14 protein-coding genes and 1 tRNA gene are annotated in these 18,813 nt (G+C 63.2%); 4 read left to right on the forward strand and 11 right to left on the reverse strand.

Features of this window, described 5'->3' with window-relative positions:
* Positions 1–11: 11 nt before the first annotated feature.
* The 4 genes from metG to ACTUWL_RS33695 form a co-directional block, all read right to left on the reverse strand.
* Positions 12–1,991 (reverse strand): methionine--tRNA ligase, encoded by a 1,980-nt coding sequence (gene metG / locus ACTUWL_RS33680; RefSeq protein ID WP_021079367.1) that lies wholly within the window; start codon positions 1,989–1,991, stop codon positions 12–14.
* An 89-nt stretch (positions 1,992–2,080) separates the two neighbouring features.
* Positions 2,081–3,121, reverse strand: coding sequence for a DNA polymerase III subunit delta' (locus ACTUWL_RS33685; protein ID WP_021079368.1), 1,041 nt, complete (start codon positions 3,119–3,121; stop codon positions 2,081–2,083).
* Complete coding sequence (gene tmk, locus ACTUWL_RS33690) at positions 3,118–3,804, reverse strand: dTMP kinase (RefSeq protein ID WP_021079369.1); 687 nt, start codon at positions 3,802–3,804, stop codon at positions 3,118–3,120. The genes ACTUWL_RS33685 and tmk overlap by 4 nt, the downstream gene beginning before the upstream one ends.
* Position 3,805: 1 nt before the next feature.
* The gene (locus ACTUWL_RS33695) at positions 3,806–5,056 is read right to left on the reverse strand and encodes a D-alanyl-D-alanine carboxypeptidase family protein (RefSeq protein WP_021079370.1); all 1,251 of its coding nucleotides are present in this window, start codon (positions 5,054–5,056) and stop codon (positions 3,806–3,808) included.
* 158 nt (positions 5,057–5,214) lie between these two features.
* Here ACTUWL_RS33695 and ACTUWL_RS33700 point away from each other — a divergent pair, with 158 nt between their 5' ends.
* Positions 5,215–6,150, forward strand: a complete 936-nt coding sequence (locus tag ACTUWL_RS33700; protein WP_021079371.1) for an alpha/beta fold hydrolase — start codon at positions 5,215–5,217, stop codon at positions 6,148–6,150.
* Between the two features lie 33 nt (positions 6,151–6,183).
* Here the strand turns inward: ACTUWL_RS33700 and ACTUWL_RS33705 are convergent, their stop codons facing one another.
* Positions 6,184–7,116 carry a septal ring lytic transglycosylase RlpA family protein gene (locus tag ACTUWL_RS33705; RefSeq protein WP_106940526.1) on the reverse strand — a complete coding sequence of 311 codons (933 nt, stop codon included), beginning with the start codon at positions 7,114–7,116 and terminating at the stop codon, positions 6,184–6,186.
* 772 nt (positions 7,117–7,888) lie between these two features.
* Here ACTUWL_RS33705 and ACTUWL_RS33710 point away from each other — a divergent pair.
* Complete coding sequence (locus ACTUWL_RS33710; RefSeq protein WP_021079373.1) at positions 7,889–8,323, forward strand: NUDIX domain-containing protein; 435 nt, start codon at positions 7,889–7,891, stop codon at positions 8,321–8,323.
* Here the strand turns inward: ACTUWL_RS33710 and ACTUWL_RS33715 are convergent.
* A complete protein-coding gene (locus tag ACTUWL_RS33715; RefSeq protein WP_021079374.1) occupies positions 8,312–8,779 on the reverse strand; it encodes an arsenate reductase/protein-tyrosine-phosphatase family protein in 468 nt (155 codons plus the stop codon). The genes ACTUWL_RS33710 and ACTUWL_RS33715 overlap by 12 nt on opposite strands.
* 182 nt (positions 8,780–8,961) lie before the next feature.
* Here ACTUWL_RS33715 and ACTUWL_RS33720 point away from each other — a divergent pair.
* A tRNA-Ser gene (locus ACTUWL_RS33720) sits at positions 8,962–9,051 on the forward strand.
* 161 nt (positions 9,052–9,212) lie between these two features.
* A complete protein-coding gene (locus ACTUWL_RS33725) occupies positions 9,213–9,638 on the forward strand; it encodes an Arm DNA-binding domain-containing protein (RefSeq protein WP_035651626.1) in 426 nt (141 codons plus the stop codon).
* A gap of 105 nt (positions 9,639–9,743) precedes the next feature.
* On the opposite strand, the gene ACTUWL_RS33730 is transcribed toward ACTUWL_RS33725, so the two are convergent.
* The 5 genes from ACTUWL_RS33730 to ACTUWL_RS33750 form a co-directional block, all read right to left on the reverse strand.
* A complete protein-coding gene (locus ACTUWL_RS33730; RefSeq protein WP_021079391.1) occupies positions 9,744–11,489 on the reverse strand; it encodes a tetratricopeptide repeat protein in 1,746 nt (581 codons plus the stop codon).
* Positions 11,490–11,531: 42 nt separating this feature from the next.
* Positions 11,532–12,929: an HlyD family type I secretion periplasmic adaptor subunit gene (locus tag ACTUWL_RS33735; RefSeq protein ID WP_021079392.1), complete on the reverse strand. Its 1,398-nt coding sequence runs from the start codon at positions 12,927–12,929 to the stop codon at positions 11,532–11,534.
* Positions 12,926–15,289, reverse strand: a complete 2,364-nt coding sequence (locus ACTUWL_RS33740) for a peptidase domain-containing ABC transporter (protein ID WP_021079393.1) — start codon at positions 15,287–15,289, stop codon at positions 12,926–12,928. The genes ACTUWL_RS33735 and ACTUWL_RS33740 overlap by 4 nt, the downstream gene beginning before the upstream one ends.
* Positions 15,290–15,922: 633 nt before the next feature.
* Complete coding sequence (locus tag ACTUWL_RS33745; RefSeq protein WP_021079394.1) at positions 15,923–16,813, reverse strand: hypothetical protein; 891 nt, start codon at positions 16,811–16,813, stop codon at positions 15,923–15,925.
* 82 nt (positions 16,814–16,895) lie between these two features.
* Positions 16,896–17,153, reverse strand: coding sequence for a hypothetical protein (locus ACTUWL_RS33750; RefSeq protein ID WP_035651627.1), 258 nt, complete (start codon positions 17,151–17,153; stop codon positions 16,896–16,898).
* Between the last annotated feature and the right edge of the window lie 1,660 nt (positions 17,154–18,813).

Consider the following 18,813-nt stretch of genomic DNA (forward strand, 5'->3'; position numbering starts at 1 on the left):
TTTCGAGCCGCTCACTCGGTCTTCGGTTCCACGTAGCGCGGGAACACGCCGACCGGCGCCGGCAGCACCGTGCCCGGCCTGATCCGCTCCGCGATCGCCGCGAAGTCGCGGGCATCTGCTGCTATCCCGAGGCTGTCGAGCATCTTGCCGCAGGACTCGGGCATCACCGCCTGCGCCATTATCGCGATCTGGCGCACGACTTCGGCGGTGACATAGAGCACCGTCTTCTGACGCGCCGGATCGGTCTTGGCCAGCGCCCACGGCGCTTCGCCCGCAAAGTAGCGGTTGGCCTCGGCGACCACGGCCCAGACCGTGTTGAGCCATTGATGGATCTGCTGCGTGGCCATCGCGGTCCGCGACGTCTCCAGCATGGCGTCGGCCTGCGCCAGGATCGCCTTGTCGTTGTCGCTGAACTCGCCCGGCTCCGGCAGGACGCCGCCAAGCTGCTTGGCGATCATCGACAGCGAACGCTGCGCGAGATTGCCGAAATCGTTGGCGAGGTCGGCATTGATGCGCGCGACGATGGCCTCGTGGTTGTAGTTGCCGTCCTGGCCGAACGGCACCTCGCGCAGGAAGAAATAGCGCACCTGGTCGACGCCGTACTGGTCCGCCAGATTGAAGGGATCGACCACGTTGCCGACCGACTTCGACATCTTCTCGCCCCTGTTGAACAGGAAGCCGTGGGCATAGACGCGCTTCTGCAGGGGAATGCCGGCCGACATCAGGAAGGCCGGCCAGTACACCGCGTGGAAGCGGATGATGTCCTTGCCGATGATGTGCACGTCGGCAGGCCAGTAGCGCCAGTGCTTGTCGCTTTGGTCGGGATAGCCGACGCCGGTTATGTAGTTGGTCAGCGCATCGACCCAGACATACATCACGTGCTCGGGATCGTTCGGGACCTTGACGCCCCAGTCGAACGTGGTGCGCGAGATCGAAAGGTCCTTCAGCCCGCCCCGCACGAAGCTCATCACCTCGTTGCGGCGGGAATCCGGACCGATGAAATCGGGCTGGCTCTCATAGAGATGCAGCAGCTTGTCCTGGTAGGCCGAGAGCTTGAAGAAATAACTCTTCTCCTCGACCCACTCGACCGGCGTGCCCTGCGGGCCGCGGCGGACATTGTCCTCGCCGACTTTGGTCTCATCCTCGGCGTAATAGGCCTCGTCGCGGACCGAATACCAACCCGCATAGCTGTCGATATAGATGTCGCCATTGTCCTGCATGCGGCGCCAGATTTCCTGCACCGACTTGTGGTGAGCAGGTTCAGACGTGCGGATGAAGCGGTCGAACGAGACGTTGAGTCGCTCGTCCATCTCCTTGAACCGCGCGGCGTTGCGGGTGGCGAGATCGTACGGCGTCATCCCCTCGCCCTGCGCGGTCTGGATCATCTTCTGGCCGTGCTCGTCGGTGCCGGTCAGGAAGAACACGTCCTTGCCGTCGAGCCGCTGGAAGCGCGCCAGCGCGTCGGTCGCGATCGCCTCATAGGCGTGGCCGATATGCGGCTGGCCGTTCGGATAAGCGATCGCGGTCGTGATGTAGTAGATGTTGCCGCGGTCTGCGGCTGGCGCCGCGACGGCGGCGGATACAGGTGCTGCCGCGGCCGGCCTGGGTTGCTTTGGTGCGCGAACCGCTGCCGGTCTCGGCGCCTTCTCGGCGGCCGGAGCCTTCGGCACAGCGGGCTTCCTTGCAGCCGTCGCAACGGCCACCGCGGCGGCCTTCTTCGGCGCGGTCTTGGTGGCCTTCGCCGCAGCCTTCTTGACAGCCTTCTTGGCCGTCTTCTTCGCAGCCTTCTTCACGGTCTTTTTGGCTGCCGTCTTCGCTCCCGACTTGTTGGCTCCCGTCTTGGTCTTGGCGGCCTGCTTCGCCTTCTTGGCGACGCGCCCACCCTTCTTGGCCGTGCGCGACTTCGCAGCGGCCTTCCTCGTCGCGCGGGCGGGCGATGCCTTCTTCGTCTTCTTGGCCTTCTTCGACGATGTCTTCTTAGCGGTCGCCACCACGGAATCCTTTGCAGATCGAAACGAGATTGTCGGGAGTTTTGTCGGACGGATGTGTTGTCAGACAGATGTGTTTTGGGACTTGGCGTCTATCGGGTCGCATCCGCGAGCATCGAAAACACCGAGAAAACCAGCGGCTTGCGCTCCAGATTGTAGGCTTCGGTATCGCGCGCGGCGCGAACGATCTTTTCCCATACCTCCGCGAGCCGTGCAAGGCGCGGCAGATTGGCATTGGCGTCGCCGGTCCGCATCCGCTCGCTCATCCAGCGATCGATGCCGTCGATGAAGGCGGCGAGCGCGACGCGGTCGCTGGTGCCGAGCGCATCGCCCAGCGCATGCAGCTCGCGCGGATCGACGCTTGGAAGCGTTGCCAGCAGCGCAGCCGTACGTTGTTGCAGCTTGAGGGCGTCGCCGCCGAGCAGCGACAGCGCCCGCCCGACGCTGCCTTCGGATGCGGCCGCGGCTTCCAGCAGCGCCGGGTCTTCAGCGTCGATATCGGTTGCCGCCGCGGCTGCGCGCACGACGTCGTCCGTCTCCAGCGGCCGCAGCAGCAATTTGCGGCAGCGGGACAGGATCGTCGGCAGCACCCGCGACGGCGCGTGACTGACCAGGAGGAACAACGACTGCTGCGGCGGCTCCTCGAGGATTTTCAAGAGCGCATTCGCAGCGTTGGGATTGAGCTCGTCGACGGTGTCGACGATGCAGACGCGCCAACCGTCGACCGCGGCCGTCGAGCCGAAGAACGAGATCGTCTCGCGCGTCTCGTCGACCGTGATCACGGTGCGCATCACGCCGCGGTCGTTGAGGCCGCGCTCCAGCACCAAGAGCCCGCCATGGGCGCCCGCCGTGATCTGCCGCGCCACCGCATCGGACGGATCGACCCGCAGCGTCGGCGCCGCCTGAACCTGCGACGATTTCGGATTGCGGAACGCCAGCACAAAGCGCGCCATGCGGTAGGCCAGCGTCGCCTTGCCGACGCCCTGCGCGCCGCCGATCAGCCAGGCATGCGGAATCCGCCCGCTGCGATAGGCATCGAGCAAGGTGGCCTCAGCCTCGCGATGTCCGAACAGATCGGACGTTTCGCGCGGATGGCGGGCAGTGCGCTCCTGTTCGACCTTGCGCGCGCTCATGCTGGACTGTCCGCCGTGAGCGTCGCGCGCAGATGCTCGCGCAGCGCGGCCCATATCGTAGCTGTGACCGTGTCCGGATCGGGCGTGGCGTCGATCAGGACGCAGCGCTCCGGGTCTTCGGCCGCGATCCGGCGGTACGCGTCGCGCAAATCCTGGTGGAACTTGATGCCTTCGGCCTCGAAGCGGTCAGCCGTGGCGTTGCCGCGGCGCGCGGCGGCGCGTTGCAGTCCGACCTCGACCGGCACATCGAGGATGAAGGTCAGATCGGGCTTGAGATCGCCGATCGTCACGCGCTGCATCGCGTTGACCAGTTCGGGCGACACCTGCCCGAGCTGGCCCTGATAGGCGCGCGTCGAATCGAAGAAGCGGTCGCACAGCACCCAGATGCCCTGGTTGAGCGCCGGCAGGATCACCGTGCGGACGTGGTCGTCGCGCGCCGCGGCAAACAGCAGCGTCTCGGCCTCGGGCCCGAGCAGCTTGCCCATTCCGGACAGCACGAGGTGACGGATGATCTCCGCGCCCGGCGAGCCGCCGGGCTCGCGGGTCACGATCACGCGCAGCTTGGCGGTGTCGAGCCGCTCAGCGAGCTTGCGGATCTGGGTCGATTTGCCCGAACCTTCGCCGCCTTCAAAGGTGATGAAGCGACCGCGCAAGCTCGGCCGTTGGACTGCTGCTTCCGCCATGTCAGAGTTTCTCGACCCCTGCGCGGAACATGCCGATGACGAGCTCCTGGGCACCGTCGAGCGCGCGGCGCATCGTCGATCCCGTGCCGACGGCATCAGCCGCGAACACCGGCGCCTCCATCGCGACATTGGCGCCGCGCCACACGCGCACCACCCCGATCTTCTGGCCGGCGGCGATCGGCGCCTTGACAGGGCCGCTATAGATCACGCGTGCGAGCAGCTTGTCGTTGCCGTTCTTGGACACCATCACCTTGACCGGATCGGGACTGACGAGCTTGACCGAGCGGCTCTCGCCGCCGAACACCCGGGCGTAGCCGACCGGCTGGTTGGCTGCGATCAAGGTCCGGGTCTCGAAGCTGCGGAACCCCCATTCCAGCATCTTCTTCGCCTCGGTCGCGCGGTCTTCGGAGTCCTCGAGACCATTGACGACGACGATCAGCCTTGTGTCGTTCTGCACCGCGGAGCCGACCATGCCGTAGCCGCCTTCCTTGGTGTATCCGGTCTTCAACCCGTCGGCGCCGGGCAAGGCATTGAGCAGCGGATTGCGGTTCTGCTGGCGGATCTTGTTCCAGGTGAACTCCTTCTCGCCGAACAGCTTGTACTGGTCGGGATAGGCCTGGATGATGTGGCGCGCCAGCACCGCGAGTTCCCGCACCGTCATCTTGTTGGTCGGGTCCGGCAGGCCGTTGGAATTGCCGAAGGTCGACTTCGTCATGCCGAGCTCGCGGGCGCGCTTGGTCATGAAGTCGGTCGCGAACGTATGCTCGTTGCCGGCAATGCCTTCGGCGAGCGCGATGCAGGCGTCGTTGCCGCTCGGGATGATCGCGCCGTGCAGGAGGTCGTCGACCGAGACCTTGCTGTTGATCGCAGCGAACATCGTCGAGGTGCCGGACGGCGCCCCGCCCCGCCGCCAGGCGTTCTCGCTGATCCGGTATTCGTCCGTGAGCTTGATGTCGCCCTTCTTGATGGCGTCGAACACCACCTCGGCGGTCATCAGCTTCATCATGCTGGAGGGCGCGCGCAGCTCGTCGGCATTCTTCTCGAACAGCACGCTGCCCGAGGAGGCCTCGACCAGGATCGCGGTCGGCGCGTCACCGTCGAATCCGGCGTCTTCCTTCTTGGCGCCCTGGACGCTGTTGTTGGCGGCATAGACCACGCCGCCGCAGCCGATCGCCAGCGCGACCGCGGCCGCGATCAGGCCGCGCCCGGCGCGAGCTGACAACGTGCGGGGAACTGCGGTCTGGGCTGCCATCGGCGATGTCCTGAAAGACTGCGTTCTAACAGCTGGAAGTATCGCAAACAACTCAGGTTTCGCCGCTTGTGCACGGCCGGCTGGATTGCCTGCTGCGTTGAACGTCCGTATCTTCGGAACTAACGACAGCAAAACCGGCAAACAAGGCGGAAACGCGAATGTCATCCTCCCGCACCATTTCCGCCAACGGCATCGACATGTTCGTGCGCGAGGCCGGCCACGGCCCGCTGGTCGTGCTCTGCCATGGCTGGCCGGAACTGTCCTACTCGTGGCGGCACCAGATCGCAGCGCTCGCAGCCGCGGGCTTCCGGGTCGCAGCACCCGATATGCGCGGCTTCGGCCGGACCGCCGCGCCGGCCGACATCGGTGCCTACACGATCTTCGATACCGTCGGCGACATGGTCGCGCTGGTGGCTGCGCTCGGCGAGAAGAAAGCAATGATCGTGGGTCACGATTGGGGAGCGCCGGTGGCCTGGCACGCGGCGCTGTTCCGCCCCGACGTCTTCACCAGGGTTGCCGGCCTCAGCGTGCCGCCGCCGTTTCGCGGCCGCGGACGTCCGCTCGAAACCCTGCGCGACAGCGGCATCACCAATTTCTATTGGCAGTATTTCCAGCCGCCCGGAGTCGCCGAGGCCGAGTTCGAGCGCGACGTCGCCCACACCATGCGGCTGGTGCTCGGACGCGGCGTCTCCGATGCCAGCTCGATGTTCGTCGACGAGGCCAAGGGCTTCCTCGGCAAGCTGCCGGCCGGAATGCCGCTGCCGGCCTGGATCACCGAGGCCGACATCGCCGAATTCGCCGAGGGTTATCGGCAGTCCGGCTTCCGCGGCGGCCTCAACTGGTACCGCAATCTCGACCGCAACTGGGAGCTGACCGCGCCCTGGCAGGACGCGCAGATCCATCAGCCATCGTTGTTCATCGCCGGCTCGAACGATTCTGTCATCACCGGGCTGATCGGCGCCAAGCGGGTCGCCGACATGGAGCGCGTGCTGCCGAACTTGCGGCAGAAGCTGATCATCGAGGGCGCCGGCCACTGGATCCAGCAGGAGCGCCCCGACGAGGTCAACGCGTCGCTGATCGCGTTTCTGAAGTGAACAGGCCAAGCACCTGATTCGTAACGCTTTGACTTAGTAGAGCCCGCGCCCGCTCAGCACTTCGGCCGGTCCACGTGCATCGATCGGCACATAGGCGGCGGCCGGGCTCGGGGTTGCGGCATAGCGCGGGTCACCCTCGTAGGAGACTTCGCGCTGATTGTTCGCGACGCGACGGTGCGACCGGCTTGAGGCCGACATCTCCGAGGTCGCGTTCGCCGAGGCGTAGTCGGCCTGGGTGTTGCCGAGGCTGTACGGCCGCCCTTCGGGCAGCGGGACGTCGCCGCGGACCCGGCCCGACGAGGACGACATCTCCGGGACGAACGGACGTGCCGAGGTGACCCGGACCATCGACGGCGACGGCGCTGGCGTGCCGGTGCGCAAGGTCGCCATCAACTGGCGGTCGTCGGAGCCTTCGAGCGGTGCCCGGCCGACATATTCGACGCGGACGCGGGCGACACCATTTCCTTTGAAATCAAGCAGTTCGGCAGCTTTGTTCGAGACGTCGATGAGGCGGTTGCCGTGGTACGGGCCGCGGTCATTGACGCGAACGACGAGCGATTTGCCGTTGCTTAGATTGGTGACCCGCGCGTAGCTCGGCATCGGCAGGGTCGGATGGGCGGCCGTCAGCGAGGCCATGTCGAACACCTCGCCATTGGCGGTCAGGCGGCCGTGGAAATCATCGCCGTACCAGGACGCCATGCCCTCGGCGCGGTAGTTCTCGTTCTCCTCCGGCACATAGGTGCGGCCGGCGACGACATAGGGCTTGCCGATGCGGTAGGTGCCGCCGCCCTTCGGCACGGGGTCGCCCAGCGCCACGACCCGCGGGCTCGACGACACGCCATATTTGGGATCGACCCGGCTGGCGAACTTGTTGGAGGAGGCACAATTGGCGAGGACGAGGCACGTCGCCACCGCAACGGCGCCGCGCGCCGTCCGGATCATCGAATCTGGCCGTCTAGTCCCCATTTGCCCCAAGTACCATTCTGCCGGACCCGCGCCTACTCCGAGGCGTCGGGATCATTTTCGTCACTGCGCGGCCCACCTCCGCACCAGAGCTTGACGATATCGCAACCGGAACACGGCGGAAATGGGGAGAGCCTTAACCCTATGGCACTTTGGTAAACCGCCTGTTGCGCCTCCTCAGTTGTTCTACGGAGCCTCGGCCACCCGAAACGCGCTCGCCTGTCCCGCTATCAGACACACTGTTGCAGTAAATCATCAGTGGGTCGGCATCTTGAATTCCAACAATTGAATCTTTTTGACTGTGCAAGGCTGCAATCGTTTTCTCTTCAGCGTGGGGCGCAAAGGAAGTTTGCGATGATCGAGACGGTTACAGCGGTGATGGGCTTGGTGAGTGCGGCGATCTTCTTGGCGCACGCCGTGGAAGGCTATCGGTACCGGGCCTGACAGTCCGTTGAAGGCGGAAAGACGCGTCACCTCTTTCCAGGAGAGTATGTTCGGAAAGCTTTAATCAATTCGGATGAGCATCGATTGAAAGCAGGTGTGTCATGCGTAATCACGATTTGGTCTCCGACGGATTTCTAACCCTGACCGCAGCAAGCCTCGTGCTGCTGTGCTCGAGCCTCTTGGCCTTCGCTTTCGGCTAAAGATGCGATGCTCCGGGGCGCCATCTGCGCCCGCTCGCCTACCCCTCACCTCGTCCCTCGCCGATCTCACTCACGTCGGCATCAGCCCAGTCCTGACGCCCCCTCCACCTTTCCAGCGAGAGGATTGGCGAATGACCGGCTCAGCGAGGGAGGGAACGTCGGCACTCCTCGTCAGCACAGACGGCCGGTTGCTCATGCAACTGCGCGACGACCTTCCGCACGTTTCCGATCCCGGCAAGATTAGCCTGTTTGGCGGGCGGCGGGAGGGCACCGAGACTTTCCTGGAATGTGTCGTTCGCGAGATCCACGAGGAGATCGGCCATTACGTGCCGCCGGAGCGCTTTGAGCTGATCGGGAGTTACTCCGGACCGGATCCTTCGACCCCGGGCGGCAGCCTTCGGGGCGAGGTGTTCCTCGCCCGCGACGTTCCGATCGACCGGCTGAGGGTCACCGAAGGCCGCCTCGAGATCGTCGCGGTCGAGGACCTCGAACGTCTCAGCGGCAGGCTCGCGCGCCCGGCGGAGTATGCGCTGGCGATATTCCTGAAGCGCGAACTAGCTGAGTGACGAAACCAGCCCGCGCACGAGGTCATCGATCATCGGCAGCGCAACGGCGGGATCGGCAACGTCGATGTCGTGCACGTGCCAATACGTCACTCTTTCGGCAACCTCAGGGAACCGCCGCTCGACGAGCGGGCGATGCTCGGCCTCCTTGAGCGCGATCACGAGGTCCGCGCCGTCGAAGTCAGCCAGCGAACAGGGTTGCGGATAGCGCGTCGCGCCCTCCGGGACGATGCCGCTGGCGCGAAGACGCCGATCCGCAAACACCGACATGGCTCCGACATTGTCGGGCGAGCCCCGTTCGGCTGCGCCTCGGGACAAGGCGCGCCACGGCAGGTTCTCGGCTCTTGCCAGATGATTGAACAGCTCTTCTGCGTATCGACTGCGATAGTAGTTGCCGGTGCAAAGGAACAGGACACGCTTCATCGGCGCATGATGACTGGCGCCGGCGGTCGGGGTCAACGATGATGCCTCTCTGGCGGCGATTTGCCGCCCGGCTGGATCGCCGGAAAGTGAACTCGTCTTCGCGCTCAGATCAGTCCGCCGGCCGCTGGCGGACCGCGCAAACGGCCGTTTCGCCCCGGCGTTCTCATCAAGTTCGCGTTGCGTTAGGCGTCGCCCTACGCTAAGGGCCTGATCGATCCGGAAGGGTGGCCGAGTGGTTTAAGGCACCGGTCTTGAAAACCGGCGTGCCCGCAAGGGTACCGTGGGTTCGAATCCCACCCCTTCCGCCAGTACACTGTTCTCCGTTGTTCTCCACCGTTCGGAATCCCCAGTAAAATCAGCGCTTTCGTCGGCGAACTGTATTCCCTAGTTCGCCTCGTTCCTCACAATCAAAGCGCAAACCGTAGCTTGGGACCGTGGGTTCGGAGGATGGTTTTCATCGGAGGAACACGTGGTTGGAAAACTCAAGCCGCTCGACGTCGAACGCGAAACGAAGCCCGGAAAGTATGCTGACGGCGACGGGCTCTACCTGATCGTAACTGGTCCCGCGGCGAAGAGCTGGTCTTATCGTTACTGGAAGGACGGCAAGGAGCGATGGCATGGCCTCGGCTCCTTCAGGGATGTATCCCTTAAGAACGCTAGGCTCGCACGAGACGCAGCTCGTCTATGCGTGAAGGGGGACCGCAACACGCCCGGCATAGACATCGTGCAGGAGCGCCGTGAGGCTCGCCAAGAGGCGAAGGCGGCAGCGGACCGAAGCCCACAGCTCACTACAGGTTTGGTTGACGGCGTCGCAAAGGAAGCCTCGCGCAGATCGTCCGCTTTGCCCCAAAGCTTAGGTCGGACGTCGCGCCACCGCCCTGCTGGCTTTGCGTGACCTCATTCAGAACGTCCACTGACGTGGCGGAATTGATGATAGGTCCGATTTTGTTTGCCGAGCTGAGCTTCACATACTGTTAGAACGGCGGGTCCGTTCGCGAGATCATCTTGAAGCAGTTCTTGTCAGTTCCGCCAGCTCTGCGTCTGCATCTACGACGCCTTGGGCAACGGCCAGCTCCAGCCAGTAGCTCGCCTCCTTAGGGTCACTATGGCCAGCCGCACCGCTACGCAAATAGCGCCCGAGCATGAGTTGAGCTTGACCATGCCCGCGCTCTGCGGCTGCGCGAAACCAATGCTCGGCTTTGGCTCGATCAACGGCAATGGCATGGCCGCCGCTATACATTGCGCCTAGTGCAAACATTGCTCCAGCGTGGTCTTTCGCGGCGGCCTGTTCGCATAATTTGAGCGCGGCAGGAGTGTCTTGTGGTCCCCCTCGACCGTTCACGAGCATCTCGGCCAGGGCAACCTGAGCATCGGTGATCCCTCCCTCCGCCGCACGCGCGAACCAACCGCGTGCTGCTTTCAGGTCGGCCGGCACACCTCGGCCGTCGGCAAATAGGCGACCGATCATAAACTGCGCCTCCGGAACCCCTTCGGCAGCGCGCCGCAACCAGACGGCCGCCTGCTGTTCGTTGCGCTCAACGCCGATGCCCTGGAGAAGGCATACGCCAAGATTGAACGCGGCGACAAGATTGCCGCGTTGCGCTGTATTCATGAACCAATCCGCTACCGGCGGGCATTCCTCTCCTCTGACTGCTCGTTCCAGCAGGTCATTTCCGACGTCGACTTGAGCATCTACATTTCCGGCCTCGGCAGCGATGCGCAACCATCGGGCCGCTTCATGATTGTCCTGAGGTACTCCGGCTCCGGTCATGTAAAATGAACTCAACGACCGAGCCGCCGCCGCATTGCCCCCCTCAGCTGCGCGGCGATACCAGTTTGCCGCTTCCACGTAATTCGGCGGTAGTGCTCCGCCCTTTGCATAGAGGTCGCCGACCAACTCCGCTGCACGAACGTCGCCTGCCAGGGCCGCACGACGAAGCCACGTCTCTCCCAAAACAAGGTCTCTCGCAACAACCGTGCCTTCAATCAGTAAGGTGCCCCATTTTATCTGCGCACCGCGATGTCCCAATTCTGCGGCCTTGCGGTACAGCTCAGCAGCGGCGCCCGGGTCATGCGGGCCACTGATCCCACCTTCGGTCAGGACACCCAGCATGAAGACGGCCGTCGGAATTTCGGCGGCGGCCGCCGCTCGCATGTTTTCGACGACCTCGTCCCGATGAACGGCCCGGTTCGGGTCTCCAGCAAGCGACAGCGCATATCCCAATTGTCCTTGCGCGCAGCCCGCGGCGGCGGAGCGGCGATACCATTCCCTCGCCTGTATGAGGTCTCTGAGCGGCGGCGGACCATAGGTCAGAATGTAAGCCAATAGAGCTTGCCCATCGGGAGAACCGGCGTCAGCCGCTAGACGGGCCCACTTCAGGGCGGCTTCGAAATCCGGCTTCGCCGTGCTGTCGTGCGAAAACAATCGCGCGGCAGCATCGCCGCTTTCACGCGATTGCGGGCCGAGCCCTTGGAGCAAGAGCGCCGCCAGCAGGGACTGCGCTTCCACGTGGCCATCCAACGCCGCGCGTTCCAGCCAACGCGCGCCCTCCGTTCGACTGAACGGAACGCCACCGCCCTGAAGGTAGAGCTTTCCGATAAAATATGCAGCTTCCGCGCTGCCGGCCTCTGCCATTCGGGCCAGATGCGGCAACGCTTCAGCAAACCGCTCTTTCTCGATAAGAGCGATCGCCCGGCGTAGCCCCGTTTCGGGTGACGCCTTTCCGATCAAGCGATCAAAGAGCATTTCCAGAAGGCTCCGTCGGGTCGTACAGCAAAGCCATCTCGATCAGGGCTCGCGCATCGCTTCCTGCGTCACCGGAAGCATCAGGCCGAGCATGTATTTTAGTACGGTGCGCTGCCCCACCTTGATATCAGCGGTTACGGGCATGCCTGGCGTGAGCTGGAAACCGGCCGGCACGTCGTGCAGGGCCACCCGATCGATACTTATGCGGCTTCGGTAAAATGGCTCCAGATTCGTCGTCGGAATGGCACTGGTCGGATTGCGCGCCTCTACCTGAGCATTAAAGCTGTCCGGGCTCACGATGCGCACGACACCCTCGGCCATACCGTACTGAGAGAATGGAAACGTGTCGAACTTGATGGCCACGGGATCCTTGACGTGCACAAAGCCGTTATCCTTGCCCGCGATGTTGGCCTCGATCTCAAGCGGCGCGTCTGCCGGCACGAGCGTAATGAATTGCTGGCCCGACTGCATGACGGATCCTACCGAGACCTTTGCGACCGATTGCACGATCGCGTCCAGCCCGGCGCGGATCTCGACCAGCTTGCGTCGCAGGTTCGCCTTGGTCAGCAGCTCGCGTGTATCGGCCGCCTTGACGGTGATCTCCTGCAACTTTTGCGATGCTTCAGCCTTCCAGCCACGAACGTAGGCGTCGCGGTCGGAAGCAAGTGCCGCTTGATCGCGCTTCGCCCCCTCCCCTGTCGCAACAGCGTTGGAAAGCGACCGCTGCATTTCAACGCGTGTATCCTTTGCGATCAGCGAGTTCAGCCGACTTCCGGTCTGGGTCGCCTCCAGTTGCCGGCGCATATCCTCGATGCTTTGGGCGACACCGAGGCGATCACGATAGCCTACAGCATCAGAGTCCGCCCTCGCTATAACGGAATTCAGTTCCTGCAGGCGATGCTCGTAGTTCTCGACCTTGGCATCAAATTGCGCCTTTCGATGGTTGAAAATCGAGGCCTGCAAGGTCCAATTTGGATCATTGCCGGAGTACGTGAACGGCTGTCCATCTGCCTCAGCGCGCAGACGCGCAAGTTCGGGCTCAAGGCTGTTCAGTTGCCCCTCTAAAGCCACTCGATCTGCTTCCGCGAAGGTTGGATCTAGCCGTGCCAGCACGTCGCCCGACCGCACGCGCTGGCCTTCGCTGACGTCGATTGAACGAACGATTGCGGTTTCAAGTGGCTGCACGAGAACGGTGGAGGATTGCGAAACCACAAGGCCGCGCGCTGTGACGACCTGATCGACGGGCAATACACCCGCAACTAGAACCAAGGCAGCGACCATGCTGGAGACGATCCAGACGGTGCCACGGGCTGCGCGCGGGACAGGTGCATTAACAATCGCCGTTGACGGTTGCTGGAATTCAAGAATCACTGGCAACGTCGGATCGCTCTTCTTCGATCTGAACGGTAGCGGCAGCAAATTGGCCTGCACTTCGCTCATGGTGCGTTCGCTCCGCCCGTGACCAGCTTCGGAGTAACCGACTGGCGCGTCGGTTCGACGTGCCGGTTCTGCTGGTTCCAAAGTTGTCGGTAGATCGTGCAACGCTCCACCAAAACGTTGTGCGTAGCGCAGTCGACGATCTTACCTTGATCGAGAACTAGAATTTGATCGCAGCCGACCAGCGACGACAACCGGTGCGAAACAATGACCATTGTCCGTCCGCTGGCGATACGTTCAAGGTTGGCCGTCACGACGGCTTCACTTTCCGGGTCAAGTGCGCTGGTCGCTTCGTCCAATATCAGGATGCGTGGATCTGCAATGAGCGCTCGTGCAATCGCCAGTCGCTGCCTTTGGCCGCCGGAAAGGTTTGGAGATCCCTCTTCGATGTAGGTTTCGAAGCCATTGGGCATCCGCTCGATGAATTCCTCCGCACCGGCGAGCCTTGCCGCATAAACAGCATCGGACAAGGTCAGCCCCGGTCGACCGGCGATGATGTTATCTCTGATGGAACCGCGAAAGAGAAAATTCTCTTGCAAGACGACACCGAGGCTCTGTCGAAGGTGCCGTAGATCAACGTCGCGCAGATCAGCGCCATCGATCTTCACAAATCCCTTGTAGTCACGATTAATACCCTGCAGCAGGCGCGTAACCGTCGACTTGCCGGATCCGCTGCGGCCAACTATCCCTAGCGTCGATCCGGCAGGAACGGAGAAGCTGATCCTGTCGAGTGCGGGGACAGTTGTGTTGAGGTAGGTGAAGCTGACGTCCTGGAAGGCTATTTCACCTGCGAACTTCGGCCTCAAGCCTCCCGCTCGCGCACCGCTCTCAGTGGGCCGATTGAGAACGGAGCTCGCTTCTCCAATCGCGGCCCCAACCTCCTCATAGTCCTCGATCAGTCGCGCCAGCCCGACCAGCGGCTGGGCGACCCGCGCGCTCAGCATCAGGAACGCGAACAATCCGCCGACCATGTAGCCTGACTGGTCGCTCATCGCGAGATATGCACCAAGCATGGTCGTGCCAAGCACCATCAAGCGCTCTATCGGTGTAACCAAAGTCTGCGGCCAATTGGACAAGCGGCCGAATTCGAGCCGCCATTTTCCTGCCTCGGCAATGCGTTCGTCCCAGAGGGCGCGACGTTGCGGCTCAAGCGCCAAAGCCTTGACCGTCTTGATCCCCACGATCGTCTCACCGAGCGTCGCCGATTTCCACGTCTCGGCGGTGGCGACCCGTCCATACATCTCTCGCATCGGCTTCAGGAATGCGATGATGATCAGCAAGATCAGGCAAGCGCAGCCAAGAACAATGCTGGCGAGGATCGGACTTAGATAGAACAGGAACGGGAGCAGCACGCAAAGCGTCATCAGGTCGAGAAACGTCGTCAGAAGGCGGCCGGTCAGAAACTCGCGAACGCGATAGACCTGCGCGATGCGATACATCGTTTCGCCGGCAGGATGGCGCTCGAAGTAATCCAGTGGCAGGCGAAGCAGCCGATTGAAGACGTGCAGATTGAGTTTTGCGTCGAGCCTCGCGCCGACGACCGCAATGATATGACGTCGCGCATGTCCCAGGAGGGATTCATAAATGATGACGACCGCCATGACTGCCGCAAGCATCACCAAAGTCGACGTGCTGTGAAATTGCAGGACCTTGTTCACCATCGTCATCACCAGGAGTGGTGGGAAGATGGTGAGGAAGCTGATGGTGAGCGAGGCGATGCCGATGTCCCGCAGCAAGCGCCTTTCGCGCAGAACGAGATCGAAAAGCCAGCGCAAATCAAACGGAGCGTCGGCCGCAGTGCCGCTTCGGCTCGCGCGCACCAGGATGGCCTCACCGCTCCACACCTGAGAAAGGCGCAACTCATCGACGGGCACGGCCGCGTCTGCCGGGGCGCCGGGATCCCTGAGCATAACGATATTCTGATCGCCGTTTGCGCCAACCATGAGCGCGGCGCTGCCATCGGCAAACAACAGGACGACGGGACCAGCCTCGCTCATGCCCTGCAAGTGCCGCCAACTGGTTCGTACCGCACGAGACCACAGACCGGCGTTCTGTGCCCAGGTCGAGAGTGCGGCAGCCGATGGATAGATATCGGGTTCACCAGCTCTCAATTCGCTGGCATCAAGCTCGACGCCGTAATGACGGGCCACCTGAATAACCGCCTGCAGTCGTGCCTGGTATTGCGGACTGCGTTGCGCGTCCAGGCGATTGATTGAATGCCCTTGTTGCGGATCAACCCCGGTTAATTTCGGTGCGGATGAAACGGCAAGCGGCTTTGACAGAGCCTCTACGTTGACCTTTGCGGCGAGCTCCGCGCAAATCCGTTGTGCGGAGTGGCATGCGCGGACACCGAGATCGGTCACTAGCTCGCCGCCTCCACGGAGACTATCCATGAATCTACGCGGGAGACCGGACCATCGCGCCGCGAATTGCGCTTTCGCCGTTTGCCAGGCACGTCGCGAGGTGCTCGGCCCTTTGGCGGCGCGTGAGCGTCCTCGCGGGCGTTCGGAACGAATATCTCGTGACGCCACAACGTGTGACCGGTCACCGCTCCGAGCCGGGATGACATCCAGGTCGCCGGGGACATTGTACGATGGCGTTCTCACCGGTGCCGTTACGCCGGGTCGGACCTGCCCTTCGACGCGCCATACTGCCTGATCGAAATCACCTTTCTCAGTGTCGATTTGTGCCTGCGACATATCCCTTCTGGCGGCGAGCCGGCTCTCCAAAAGGGCACGTGCCCGGCTGTAAAGCGCATCACGCGACGCTTCATCGTCCGCACCAAGATCGTCAATTGCGTTCTGCAGCAAGCGGACATACTTGCCAGGTCCCGGCTCCCCAAAGGCTCCGCTATGCGGGTCCACGGTCACCCTCCTAAATCGACAACAGAATAAAAATCTTCACTATATCGCGGCAATCTAGACGAATTCGACCGGTCGCAACACCGAAATCCCTCCAGTTGGTTGACGCGATTGGACCCTGCTCGCACCGACATCTCACGCGATCGCGAACAATTGCCGTAGCCGGGACGGCAATTCGCCGGTGGAGCCAATTGCAACACAGCTTTCTGTCCACAAATCGAGATAGCGTTCGATCGGAACGGAGGTCCGCTCCGGCCAGCGGTTCAAGGCTCCGAGATCATCGAGGCAGGTTGGTTTGCCAGGTTTGACGTCCTCGTAGATCTGGAGGACACCGACCACCGCGGGTCCCCACAGAACGTCCTTGCCGGATCCAATTTCCAGCTTCGCGCGATTCATCCGGAACCACTTGAGCGGGGAAAGATAGTCAGCTTTGAATTTGTCCAGCAGCGCGGAGCCATATTGACGAACAGCACGGGCAAAACCTGCGTCCCCCGCAAATGGCGGCGATTTCTCCCAGCTATCGGCGAGCAGCCGCAGGCCGCGAACCGAAAATGTCTCCACGAGCACCTCCTCGAGCCATTGTGTCGGAGGTTGTGGTTTTGCGGAAAATTGCCAGCTGTTGCTGAGGACATGCCCAAGCTCGTGACCGAATTGATACGCGAGCCTGCACCAGTCGGCATAGCCGATGTTCACGACGATCGAAGCCATGTCGGGCTGATCGCTGTGCAGCCAGATCGCCGGCGCAACTTCGCTATGGTTTTCGATACGAAGCTTCCTGGGTTGCCGATCCGACAGCAATCGCATTCCCGACAGATCGACCTCCCGGATCCGCGTGAGTACACGCATCACAGCGTCGGTCGGCGCCGCATGCCAATCGCCCGACAGTTCGATCGGAGCGCTTCGAAGGTCTTCTGTCGGGGCGACCTCGCGCCCGAAGCCCCTCCCGATTCCAACGACGCTAAGAACCGCCGCGCTGCCCGAGAGAACGAGGAAGCGTCGGCGATTGATTTTCGTAGTGCCTACCATCGGCAATTCTCGGCCTGATCGGAGAGGAGCCCAGGGATGCGATCCCTGGCCTCCTCATCCATCACTTTTTCAGCCGCCGACCTTAAGAGTCGTGTTTCGGCAGATTGAGGTTGGGCCTGTTCGATTGATCGAGTTGACCAATCGTTCCGGCACCACCCGGACGGTTCTGATCGAAGGCCGAGCCGCCATCCGTGTTGCCCATGCGGGACAACAGCATCTGCGCCAAGCTCTTGATCGTCGTCAGATCGGCCTGCAACTGCTGGCCATTCATTGATCCTCCCGCCATTGCAAGCGCCAGGTCCGCGACAGCAGCCTCCAATTTCAGCAGCACCGGGTTCAACGCGCCAATGGTCGTATCGGGATTGATCGTCGTGGTCAGCGACGTCTTATCATCATGATTACCAGACGTTCCCGTTGCACCCGCCGAGCCCGTCGAGCCGGTCGCTCCAACTCCCGTCGCGCCGGTAGCTCCGGTCGAACTGGTAGCGCCTGCTGCGCCGGTCGCACCAGTTGCTCCCGTCGCTCCGGCAGTGCCGGTCGGACCAGTTGGGCCGGTGTGACCACGGTGGCCTCGCGGACCAGTCGGCCCCCTTGGACCACGTGGACCAGTCGAGCCGGTCGCTCCGGTCGACCCCGCCGGGCCGGTTGCCCCTGTGGCTCCGGCTCTGCCCGTCGAGCCGGTTGCACCCGTCGAACCGGTAGCACCCGTTGCGCCCGTCGAGCCTGTCGCTCCTGTTGCACCGGTCGAGCCTGTGGCACCCGTTGCGCCGGTTGAGCCGGTAGCACCAGTGGCACCCGTCGAGCCTCTGGCTCCTGTTGCACCCGTCGAGCCCGTTGCTCCAGTCGAGCCTGTGGCACCCGTTGCGCCGGTTGAGCCGGTAGCACCTGTTGCGCCCGTCGAGCCTGTCGCTCCTGTTGCACCGGTCGAGCCTGTTGCTCCAGTCGAGCCTGTGGCACCCGTCGAGCCTGTGGCACCCGTTGCACCGGTTGCACCAGTGGCACCCGTCGAGCCTGTTGCACCGGTCGAACCGGTGGCACCAGTTGCGCCCGTCGAGCCTGTCGCACCGGTCGAGCCCGTTGCTCCAGTCGATCCGGTAGCACCCGTCGAGCCTGTGGCACCCGTTGCACCGGTTGCACCAGTGGCACCCGTCGAGCCTGTTGCACCGGTCGAACCGGTGGCACCAGTTGCGCCCGTCGAGCCTGTCGCACCGGTCGAGCCCGTTGCTCCAGTCGATCCGGTAGCGCCCGTCGAGCCTGTGGCACCCGTTGCACCGGTTGAGCCGGTAGCACCAGTGGAGCCTGTGGCTCCTGTTGCACCCGTCGAGCCCGTTGCTCCAGTCGAGCCTGTGGCACCCGTTGCACCGGTCGAACCGGTGGCACCAGTTGCGCCCGTCGAGCCTGTCGCACCGGTCGAGCCCGTTGCTCCAGTCGATCCGGTAGCGCCCGTCGAGCCTGTGGCACCCGTTGCACCGGTTGAGCCGGTAGCACCAGTGGAGCCTGTGGCTCCTGTTGCACCCGTCGAGCCCGTTGCTCCAGTCGAGCCTGTGGCACCCGTTGCACCGCTCGAACCGGTGGCACCAGTTGCGCCCGTCGAGCCTGTCGCACCCGTTGCTCCAGTCGATCCGGTAGCGCCCGTCGAGCCTGTGGCACCCGTTGCACCGGTTGAGCCGGTAGCACCAGTGGAGCCTGTGGCTCCTGTTGCACCCGTCGAGCCCGTTGCTCCAGTCGAGCCTGTGGCACCCGTTGCACCGGTCGAACCGGTGGCACCAGTTGCGCCCGTCGAGCCTGTGGCACCCGTTGCACCGGTTGAGCCGGTAGCACCAGTGGAGCCTGTGGCTCCTGTTGCACCCGTCGAGCCCGTTGCTCCAGTCGAGCCTGTGGCACCCGTTGCGCCGGTTGAGCCGGTAGCACCCGTTGCGCCCGTCGAGCCTGTCGCTCCTGTTGCACCGGTCGAGCCTGTTGCTCCTGTTGCACCGGTCGAGCCTGTTGCTCCAGTCGAG

It is taken from the genome of Bradyrhizobium sp. WCU1, from assembly GCF_053474805.1.

Bases quoted from the DNA above. Each gene is read 5' to 3' on its own strand.
- ACTUWL_RS33685 (WP_021079368.1), bottom strand. From the start codon at position 3,121: ATGAGCGCGCGCAAGGTCGAACAGGAGCGCACTGCCCGCCATCCGCGC.
- tmk (WP_021079369.1), bottom strand. From the start codon at position 3,804: ATGGCGGAAGCAGCAGTCCAACGGCCGAGCTTGCGCGGTCGCTTCATC.
- ACTUWL_RS33695 (WP_021079370.1), bottom strand. From the start codon at position 5,056: ATGGCAGCCCAGACCGCAGTTCCCCGCACGTTGTCAGCTCGCGCCGGG.
- ACTUWL_RS33700 (WP_021079371.1), top strand. From the start codon at position 5,215: ATGTCATCCTCCCGCACCATTTCCGCCAACGGCATCGACATGTTCGTG.
- ACTUWL_RS33705 (WP_106940526.1), bottom strand. From the start codon at position 7,116: ATGGGGACTAGACGGCCAGATTCGATGATCCGGACGGCGCGCGGCGCC.
- ACTUWL_RS33710 (WP_021079373.1), top strand. From the start codon at position 7,889: ATGACCGGCTCAGCGAGGGAGGGAACGTCGGCACTCCTCGTCAGCACA.
- ACTUWL_RS33730 (WP_021079391.1), bottom strand. From the start codon at position 11,489: ATGCTCTTTGATCGCTTGATCGGAAAGGCGTCACCCGAAACGGGGCTA.
- ACTUWL_RS33735 (WP_021079392.1), bottom strand. From the start codon at position 12,929: ATGAGCGAAGTGCAGGCCAATTTGCTGCCGCTACCGTTCAGATCGAAG.
- ACTUWL_RS33745 (WP_021079394.1), bottom strand. From the start codon at position 16,813: ATGGTAGGCACTACGAAAATCAATCGCCGACGCTTCCTCGTTCTCTCG.